The following is an 8,916-nucleotide window of genomic DNA, read 5'->3' as shown; positions in this document are numbered from 1 at the left end:
CCCCGCCGATCATGCCGGCGGGTGCCAGCCGCGCCACCAGCTTCCAGTCGACATTGCGGTGCCAGGCATGGGAAATGCCCGATGCGGCCGTCGTGAACATCTCCGTCACATGCGTCATCGCGCTGGCATTGGCGACCGGCACGCCGAGCGCCAGCAGGCTGGTCGTAGACAGCACGCCGAAGGCCATGCCGAGCGCGCCATCGATGATCTGCGCGCAGAAACCGACGACGATGAAGAGGAAGAAATCCGTACTCATGAAAATCCTTGGCGAACAAAAGGCCTAGCGAAGGCAAGACTGAAACAGTTAAGGGCGGAAAAAGTTTCGTCTCAAGCGTCAGGCGAGCGCCGTTTCAGGCGGATGACCTTGAAGAAGCCGTTTGGGAAAACTGGCAATATTTCAATGGCATCGAAACCGCTCTGGCGCGCCCAGTCGGTGATCCGGCTGATCCGGAAAGACGAGCTCCAGCCGATCCGCCGGGCAAGCGGCGCCACCGCCTCCTCGATCGCGCCCTGCAGGCCGGCGCCGTCGCCGAGCTTGCTGGCCAGAATGATTTCGCCACCCGGCCGCAGAACACGGGCGCATTCATCCAGCGCCCGTTCCGGCTCGGGGATGAGCGTGATGACGAAAGGCAGGCAGACAGCATCGAAAGACTGGTCCTCGAAGGCCAGTGCGTGCGCGTCCATCACCTGCAACTGCCGGATATGGAAGAGCTTCTGTCTGATCACCTTTTCCCGCGCCCTGGCGATCATATGCTCGGAAATGTCGATGCCCGTCACCCGGGATCGTCGGGGATAGTGGGAGAGCACCAGCCCGGTGCCGACGCCGATTTCCAGAATGTCCGTACCGGCGTCAGCGGCAAGTCGCGCCAGCGTGCGATGCCCGTCGCGCAGGAGACCGCGATAGACCTGATCATAGACCGGTGCCCAGCGCTGATAGATCTTCTGCTGGTCTTCCGCCTGATTCTGAACTTGTCCCCGATTTCGAACCTGTCCCATGAGAGCGCCTCCTCCAGACCCTGCCTTCAAACTCGTAAAGGCAGGCTCCGGTTCCGGCGACACGACAAGGGAGCCGTCAGATGTGCTGCTTTCGCGTTCGGCGGAAAGTTTTCTTCCCGCCGAAGAGCGCTTCGATCACTCCGCCGGCGTGCGCAGATTGGTTTCGATGGCCGCGAGTTCGTCACTGACCGAGCTGGCGACCACGCCGGTGCCGCGCAGCGACTTGTTGGAAATGTCGATCATCGGCGCGAAGGTGGCGGCTGGCATGCGGACCTCTTCCTTCACGGGCTCTTCGACGGGCAGGGCGTCTGCGAGGCTCGGCCGATCGCCGCGCGCCACTTCGAGCTGGCCGCTGAGGATCGCGCGTTCGGCGCGGAGCTGGCGGATTTCCGACTTGGCGATTTCGAGGCTCGTCCGCAGCTGGCTAATTTCATAGCGGTCGGTATCGAGGCGCGTGTCGAGATCGTGCTTGAAGGCTTCGATCTCGCGGTCGCGTTTGCTGCGCTGGCTTTCGGCCTCGCGCAGCTTCATCACCAGATCGTTGCTGTGGGCAGCGAGCTCGCGGCGGGCGGCTTCGCTTTCCGTGCCGTTGAGACGAACGCGGTTGAGCTCGTCGGTCATCCGCTCCAGGCGCGCCAGCGCCGTGGCGAGTTCGCCCTTCGTACGCTTCAGTTCCGCGCGGGTCGACTGCAGTTCCTCGTCCGTCATCTTGTTGCGGCTGTTGGCGGTCGACAGCAGCTTTTCGACAAGCTCGGATTTCGAACCGATCGCCTCGTGCTTGGTGCGCAGGTTTGCGATTTCGAGCGTCGAGGAGGTTTCCAGCGTCTCGAATTCGGCTTCCAGGCGGCGATAACGCTCCTCGGAAGCGGTGAGATCCTGCTTCAGGTTGGCGATGGAGGACTGCAGGCCTCGTGTCAGCGCCTCATGCTCCGAGAGATTGGTCTTGAGGTGGCTGCGCTCCTCGTTGAGACGGGCGATTTCGCGGAGCTGGATGCTGTTTTCGCGGCGCGAGCTTTCAACCAGCAGCTGATGGGCCGTGGTTTCCAGCTCCAGCTTCTCGCGGGTGCTCGCGAGTTCCCGGCTGCGCGCATCATGATCCTGCTGCGTGCGGCGAAGCTGTGAGGAAACCTCGTCGAACTGCAGAGCCCGGTCGCGGATCTCGCGCTCGGCATCGATCAGCCGCGCCTCGACGACGGTGAATTCTTCCCGCGTCAGCTCGTGCACGCCCTGCAGCTTCACCAGTTCTTCGCGGTAAGTGCCGGCCTCCACGCGAAGCTGGCTGCCGTCGAGCTTCAGCTCCTTGTTGTCGGCCGTCAGGCGCTGGTTTTCCTGGTCGGCCTTGCGCCGCGCATTGCTCTCATAGTCGAGCAGCGAGCTCAAACGCGAACATTCAGCCCTCAGCGCACCCGTTTCGTTGAGCGAATGGCTGTGCGCGCCGAGCAGCGAGGAAACCCGCTCCTGCAGCGACGTCAGGCTGACGAGCAGCTCCTCGGAAGACTGCTTGTTTTCCTCGATTGCCGTGCCGAAAGCTTGGAAATCATCGACTTCCGAAACGCTGTACTGCACCGGCGGCCTGTCCACGAGACCCGTCTGTTCGGTGACGGACAACATCTGGCGATGGCTGGATACTCTCGAACCCGGCTTGACGGGTTCTTCATTACGACGAAAAAAGCTCATGACCATCACACGCCCCGAAGTTGATGTCAGAAGTCCCTGAAATGATTTATGCTATGCTAATTAAGTTAATCCTGTCGAAGGTTGTACTAAAACTCTCCGATGGCCATGGGTTGCATCTAAGACGCGCTATTCATCGCCTGTCAAAAGCGCCCAAAAGAAATTAACAGTTTTTTATTGAAATATCGGCCGCCGCCCCTAAGCACGGCTGCAGGACGCGAGCGCGCCTCATTTTCCAGGCGCGATTACGGGAATGTGAGTGCCGCGAGGAGAGGGATTTTATTCCTTTGCATGGCTAGTCCGCGTCTTGTCGTCACACTGCTTCAATATCCCTGAAAGTGCGACATCCCGGGGTGATTTATGCGTGTGGAGAGAGGCCGTGACGAGAGGCAATTTTTCCTCGAAGCGGTTGTTTTTTGATAATTCGCCGGTTGCCTCTCAATGCTTCCCCTCCTATGTTCCGCCTCACCTGCCGATGACGCAATCTATTGCCAAGAGGAGATCTGTTATGGCTTTCGAATTGCCTGAACTTCCCTATGACTACGAAGCCCTTGCCCCCTTCATGTCGAAGGAGACGCTGGAGTTCCACCACGACAAGCACCACAAGGCTTACGTCGACAACGGCAACAAGCTTGCAGCTGAAGCCGGCCTTGCCGATCTCTCCCTGGAAGAGGTCGTCAAGAAGTCCTTCGGCACCAATGCCGGCCTGTTCAACAATGCTGCCCAGCACTACAACCACATCCATTTCTGGAAGTGGATGAAGAAGGGCGGCGGCGGCAACAAGCTGCCGGGCAAGCTCGAAGCTGCCTTCAATTCCGACCTCGGCGGCTATGACAAGTTCAAGGCCGATTTCGCCGCTGCCGGCGCCACCCAGTTCGGCTCCGGCTGGGCCTGGGTTTCCGTCAAGAACGGCAAGCTCGAAATCTCCAAGACCCCGAACGGCGAAAACCCGCTCGTTCACGGCGCCACCCCGATCCTCGGCGTCGACGTCTGGGAACACTCCTACTACATCGACTACCGCAACCTGCGTCCGAAGTACCTCGAAGCCTTCATCGACAGCCTGATCAACTGGGACTACGTCCTGGAGCGCTACGAAGCGGCGACGAAGTAAGCACTTCCGAGCATCTGATTTTCAGCACCCGGCGCCGCAAGCGCCGGGTGTTTTCGTTTCTGCTTCTGTTCTCCTGCAATTTGTCCGCCAAGGATGGCTTGACTCATTCATACCCGATTGGCTATAGATAAATCCATAGCCAATCGGGTATGAATTAAAATGTCGAATGCTCAAGATGCGCTGTTCAGGGCGCTTTCCGATCCGACCCGTCGGGGCATCTTCGAGCGCCTGTGCCGTGAAGGCGAGAAGACGGTCGGCGCTCTGACGGCCCACGCCGGTGTGTCTCAGCCGGTTGTTTCGAAACATCTGGCGGTGCTCAAGACCGCTGGGTTGGTGCGCGACCGCCATGAAGGTCGTCAGACGCATTACAGCGCCGAAATCCGCGCGCTTGCTCCGCTCGCCGACTGGACGACGGAAATGGCCGGCTTCTGGGAAAGCCGGTTCGACGCTCTTGAAGATTTGCTCAAAAGGATGGACCAATGAACGACACCGCAACTGAAATCCGCTCCGTCATCGTCGAGCGCGAAATCGCGTTCCCGCCGGAAAAGATCTGGCGTGCGCTCACCCAACCGCATCTGATCCAGGAATGGCTGATGAAGAACGACTTCAAGCCCGTGCGCGATCATAGCTTCAAGCTCACCGCCGAGTGGGGCTCCGTCGATTGCCGGGTACTGGAAATCGAGCCGAACCGAACGCTTGCCTATACCTGGGATGCCTACGGTCTCGAAAGCACCGTTACCTGGACACTGACACCTGTCGGATCGGGCACGCATCTGCGCATGGAACAAGCCGGCTTCCGTCCGGATCAGGAACAGGCCTACCAGGGCGCCAAGTTCGGCTGGCAGCGTTTCTTCGAAAATCTGGAAAAGGTGCTGGCGCGCGCCGACTGAAGCATTACGCACGGCGTCTGATTGTTTGAGGAGGAAAAGTCATGAACTGGAACAAGTCTATCCGTCAGCTTCACCGTTGGCTGTCCATCATCTTCACGGTGACTGTCATTGCCAATTTCGCCACCATGGCGGTGGGCACTCCGCCTGCCTTTGTGGTCTACTCGCCGCTACCACCGCTTTTCCTGCTATTGTTCAGCGGCCTCTACATGTTTGCCTTGCCCTATTTTTCCGGTCGCGGGGAACAGGCGCCGGCAGCAAGGTGAGTACCCTATCTTGCGTTGCAGAAACCCTTACGAAAACAGCGTCGATAAAGGGTAAGGCAGCGCAAGCGGCGGCATTTCGTCTCGAGCGAAATATTCGAGAGACCGTGTCTCGGCATCTGTCCACCCGCCGCGATCCTCGATCACCTGGCATTTAAACAGTGTGACGACGTATTCGACCTGATCGCCGTTCGGATAGGTGTATCGAAAATCCCTACCTCCGAAAACGCCGAGGATATTGGTAGGGGTGACCGCAAGACCAGTCTCCTCCATGATCTCACGAATGACGGCTTCTTCCGGAGACTCCCCCGGTTCGATTGCGCCGGCAGGCAAGCTCCATCCCTCTCCAGAAGCCTTTTCCTGTAAGAGCAGATTGCCACGGGGATCGTGGATCACAGCAGCAATCGAAGGCAGGATCAGCAAGCGGTTTCCGATCAGGCCGCGAAGCTCCTTTATGTAGGATGTCATCTGGAATACTCCTTGGAGAACAGGACCATGTTGTATGGGCCGGAAGACCGATGCAAGAGCGGTATTGGCGGGGTTACCAAAGGCCGCGGCCGGCAGCATCGTCACATCGCTGTCATCCGCCGCCTCTACATCACGCCGAATGTCATCAGCTGATCTTCCCCTTTTTCGCTTCGGCATCATCGCCGATCCGCAATATGCCGCCATCGAACCGCAGGTCGAGATGGGGCGCTATTACGCCAACAGCCTCGCCAAGGTCGGTGCCGCCATCGAGACCTTCAATGGCGAGGAACTGAGCTTCGTCATGACGCTCGGCGATATCATCGACCGCGATTTCAAAAGCTTCGACGATATCATGCCGGTCTATGACACGCTGCATCACGAAGCATTCTTCCTGCTCGGCAATCACGATTTCGGCGTCGCCCCTGAGCATCTGGAAAAGGTCGCGGAACGGATCGGCATGCCGTCGCCCTATTACAGTTTCCAGCGCCACGGTTTCCGCTTCATCGTGCTCAACGGCAATGAGGTCAGCACCTTCGCGCCGCCGGAAGGCCATCCCCACCGTGCGCTTGGCCACGAGCGTCTGGCGGCTCTGCTGGCAGCCGGCGCCGATAACGCCCATGGGTGGAACGCATCGCTGAGCGACGAACAGTTCGCGTGGCTGGCAGGTGAAATCGAAGCGGCGAAGACTGCGGGTGAGAAGGTGGTCGTCATGAACCACTTTCCCGTCCATCCGCCCTGCGAGCACGACATGTGGGACCGCGAGCGTATCGTCGGCCTGTTGTCCTCACAGGAAAACGTCGTCGCCTATCTCAACGGCCACAACCATGTCGGCAATTACGGCAAGGTCGGTGGCTGCCACTTCGTCAATTTCAAGGGCGTGGTCGATACGGAGAGCGAAAACACCTTCGCCATCGTCGATGTCTACGAGAACCGGATGGAGATCCGCGGTTTCGGCCGCGAAGATAGCCGCACGCTCAACTATTAAGCCACTTCCGGCGCGATCGCCGCCGGCTGTGCCCGGTGCTCCTGTGCGTCCTTCTTCGGCGGCGTGCCGAACATGCGCGAATATTCGCGGCTGAACTGCGAGGCGCTTTCGTAGCCCACCTGATAGGCGGCATTGGCGGCATTGATGCCATCGGCCACCATGAGCCGCCGCGCTTCCAAAAGCCGCAACTGTTTCTGATATTGCAGGGGGCTCATAGAGGTCAGCATCTTGAAATGCTGGTGAAAGGAGGATGGGCTCATCCTGGCTGCCGCCGCCAGCTGCTCCACGCGCACTGGCGCCGTGAAATTGTCGCGCAGCAGGTGAATGGCATCTGCCACACGCCGCGTCTGGCTGCCGGGCAGCGCCAGCTTGCAGACCTCGCTGCCATTCTCGCCTGACAGCAGCCAGAAGCTGATCTCGCGCAGGATCGCCTGTCGCAGGATCGGGATAGATTTCGGTGTGTTGAGCATGCGCATCAGCCGCAGGATGCAATCCTGCAGCTCCGCCCCGAAATGCTGCACGAAAACGCCGGGACCGCCTTCACCCGAAGGCTTCGGCGGAGTTTCCATCGCCTCCAGAACATCGCGCAGAATGGTGACATCGAGTTCCAGGGTCAGCGCGATCATCGGCCGTTCCACGCTTGCCTCGATCACTTGGCCGAAGGCAGGCATTTCCACGCTGATAACCAGCGCCTGCATGGCTGTATAGGTATAGAGCCGTTCTCCGAACATGATCTGCTTGGCGCCGTCGATGATGATGCAGAGCGCCGGCCGGTAGATGGCAGGCTTTGGCATGGTGAGCGTGGAGGAACGCATTAGGTAGAAGCCGGGCAGGTCAGTTGCAAACAGCCCGTCGCCGCCACCATGGCTGTCCATGTACTGGTCGAGCACAGTCTTGATTTCATTGGACATCGTCGTTCTCCGGGTGGCAGCCTTTGCCCGCCATCTTACTCCGTAGACGGGAGGCGACAACCTGTCTGGAGGAATAGGCAAGAAGTTCGAGGCTTTCGGCATTCAAGAAAAGGGGTGTCAGGACCTAGATTCCAGTCATCCGAACAAGGAGTAACCGAGATGACCGATCAGAACACGAATTCGAAAATCGCAATCGTCACCGGCGGCAGCCGCGGCCTCGGCCGCAACACCGTCGTCAGCCTCGCCCGTGATGGCGTCGACGTGATCTTCACCTACAATTCCAACCGCGAAGAAGCCGACAAGGTCATTGCAGAGGTCGAAGCACTCGGCCGCAAGGCCGCCGCCCTGCAGCTCGATACCGGCAATGTCGCCGCCTTCGATGCTTTCGTAAACAATGTCCGCGCGGTGCTGAAGGGCTGGGGCCGCGAGCGCTTCAACTTTCTCGTCAACAATGCCGGCACCAGCTACCATGCCTCGATCCTGGAGACGACCGAAGAGGAAATGGACAGGCTCTACAACATTCATTTCAAGGGCGTCTTCTTCCTGACGCAGAAGCTCCTGCCTGCGATTGCCGACGGCGGCCGCATCGTCAATCTTTCCAGCGGCCTTGCCCGCGTCGCCGTGCCGGGTTCCTCGGCCTACGGCTCGCTCAAGGGCGCCGTCGAGGTGCTGACGCGCTACATGGCCAATGAACTCGGCGCCCGCGGCATCGCCGTCAACACGGTCGCACCCGGTGCCATCGCCACCGATTTCAGCGGCGGCATGGTGCGCGATAATCCGGAAATCAACCGCAGGGTCGCTTCGATGACGGCACTTGGCCGTGCCGGCGTGCCCGATGATATCGGCCCCATGATCGCCTCGCTGCTGACGGAGGCTAACCGCTGGGTCAACGCCCAGCGCATCGAGGTCTCCGGCGGCATGGCGCTCTGAGTTCTTGCTGGATGGAGGGTTGGCGGGCTTAGCTCACGCATTGGCGGCCAGCGGCTTCTCCGTCCAGCTCTCGGTCCAAAGCGTGCGCAGACCGTCGCCTTCACCCTTGAAGAAGACGTCGGCTTCGGCACAGGCCTCCACCCGGTCGCCGCGGAAATTGCGGATCGCCTGCCTGAGTTCGCACCAGGCAACGATATTGGCGGTCTGGGAATAATAGATCAGCGCGATCGGACGGATCATTCGCTCGGTGGCGCGTCCCATTTCGTCGCGATAGTTGAGCGTGAGTTTGCGTTCGTCGCGGATCGCACGGCGCACGATGGCAAGGTCCACGCCTGCAGGCGCAGGGGCGATCGTGCCCCAGGCAAACAGGGCCTTGTTTTCCATCGCCTGGCGTAGCGGTGCGGGTACTGCGCCGGCAAGCTTCTGGTTGACGCGCCGCGCCGCAAGCTTCAGCTCTTCATCGCCGGTGCGCTCCAGGAGCGCCAGCGACAGCACGATCGCTTCCGTCTCTTCGATGGAAAACATCAGCGGCGGCAGATCGAAGCCCGGCCGCATGATGTAGCCGATGCCGCGCCCGCCCTCGATCGGCACGCGCATCGCCTGTAGCGCAGCGATGTCACGGTAGATTGAGCGCACCGTCACCTCCAGCCTCTCGGCCATGACGGCCGCGGTCATCGGCTTTTTCGCCAGC

The 8,916-nt window shown here is 60.1% G+C and carries 12 protein-coding genes; 6 read left to right on the top strand and 6 right to left on the bottom strand.

The features are described from left to right. The 3 genes from PMI11_RS35075 to PMI11_RS35065 all read right to left on the bottom strand — a co-directional run. Positions 1-256 (bottom strand): sulfite exporter TauE/SafE family protein (locus PMI11_RS35075; RefSeq protein ID WP_007827160.1); only part of this gene is annotated, 256 nt, incomplete at its 3' end. Between the two features lie 71 nt (positions 257-327). After that, a complete protein-coding gene (locus PMI11_RS35070; RefSeq protein WP_007827158.1) occupies positions 328-996 on the bottom strand; it encodes a class I SAM-dependent methyltransferase in 669 nt (222 codons plus the stop codon). A gap of 135 nt (positions 997-1,131) precedes the next feature. Further along, on the bottom strand, positions 1,132-2,673 hold the full coding sequence (locus PMI11_RS35065; protein WP_244430758.1) for a hypothetical protein: 1,542 nt from the start codon (positions 2,671-2,673) through the stop codon (positions 1,132-1,134). A 505-nt stretch (positions 2,674-3,178) separates the two neighbouring features. Here PMI11_RS35065 and PMI11_RS35060 point away from each other — a divergent pair. The 4 genes from PMI11_RS35060 (at position 3,179) to PMI11_RS35045 (ending at position 4,934) form a co-directional block, all read left to right on the top strand. After that, positions 3,179-3,781, top strand: coding sequence for a superoxide dismutase (locus tag PMI11_RS35060; protein WP_007827154.1), 603 nt, complete (start codon positions 3,179-3,181; stop codon positions 3,779-3,781). Positions 3,782-3,940: 159 nt separating this feature from the next. Further along, positions 3,941-4,264, top strand: a complete 324-nt coding sequence (locus PMI11_RS35055; RefSeq protein WP_007827153.1) for an ArsR/SmtB family transcription factor — start codon at positions 3,941-3,943, stop codon at positions 4,262-4,264. Further along, positions 4,261-4,671: an SRPBCC family protein gene (locus tag PMI11_RS35050; RefSeq protein WP_007827152.1), complete on the top strand. Its 411-nt coding sequence runs from the start codon at positions 4,261-4,263 to the stop codon at positions 4,669-4,671. The genes PMI11_RS35055 and PMI11_RS35050 overlap by 4 nt, the downstream gene beginning before the upstream one ends. Before the next feature lie 41 nt (positions 4,672-4,712). Further along, positions 4,713-4,934 (top strand): hypothetical protein, encoded by a 222-nt coding sequence (locus tag PMI11_RS35045; RefSeq protein ID WP_007827151.1) that lies wholly within the window; start codon positions 4,713-4,715, stop codon positions 4,932-4,934. A 27-nt stretch (positions 4,935-4,961) separates the two neighbouring features. Here the strand turns inward: PMI11_RS35045 and PMI11_RS35040 are convergent, their stop codons facing one another. After that, a complete protein-coding gene (locus PMI11_RS35040) occupies positions 4,962-5,399 on the bottom strand; it encodes an NUDIX domain-containing protein (RefSeq protein ID WP_007827150.1) in 438 nt (145 codons plus the stop codon). A gap of 139 nt (positions 5,400-5,538) precedes the next feature. On the opposite strand from PMI11_RS35040, the gene PMI11_RS35035 reads away from it, so the two are divergent. Continuing rightward, positions 5,539-6,384 (top strand): metallophosphoesterase, encoded by an 846-nt coding sequence (locus tag PMI11_RS35035; RefSeq protein ID WP_037072702.1) that lies wholly within the window; start codon positions 5,539-5,541, stop codon positions 6,382-6,384. Here PMI11_RS35035 and PMI11_RS35030 read toward each other — a convergent pair. Beyond that, positions 6,381-7,295, bottom strand: coding sequence for an AraC family transcriptional regulator (locus PMI11_RS35030; RefSeq protein WP_007827148.1), 915 nt, complete (start codon positions 7,293-7,295; stop codon positions 6,381-6,383). The genes PMI11_RS35035 and PMI11_RS35030 overlap by 4 nt on opposite strands. A 159-nt stretch (positions 7,296-7,454) precedes the next feature. Here PMI11_RS35030 and PMI11_RS35025 point away from each other — a divergent pair, with 159 nt between their 5' ends. Next, positions 7,455-8,225: an SDR family NAD(P)-dependent oxidoreductase gene (locus PMI11_RS35025; protein WP_007827147.1), complete on the top strand. Its 771-nt coding sequence runs from the start codon at positions 7,455-7,457 to the stop codon at positions 8,223-8,225. Positions 8,226-8,258: 33 nt separating this feature from the next. On the opposite strand, the gene PMI11_RS35020 is transcribed toward PMI11_RS35025, so the two are convergent. Continuing rightward, positions 8,259-8,915: a helix-turn-helix transcriptional regulator gene (locus PMI11_RS35020; protein ID WP_007827145.1), complete on the bottom strand. Its 657-nt coding sequence runs from the start codon at positions 8,913-8,915 to the stop codon at positions 8,259-8,261. Position 8,916 lies beyond the last annotated feature (1 nt).

The sequence above is a fragment of the Rhizobium sp. CF142 genome, from assembly GCF_000281145.1.
GTDB lineage: Bacteria > Pseudomonadota > Alphaproteobacteria > Rhizobiales > Rhizobiaceae > Rhizobium.
Note: the sequence above shows the minus strand (reverse complement) of the source record. Positions and strands in the feature narration are given on the sequence as shown.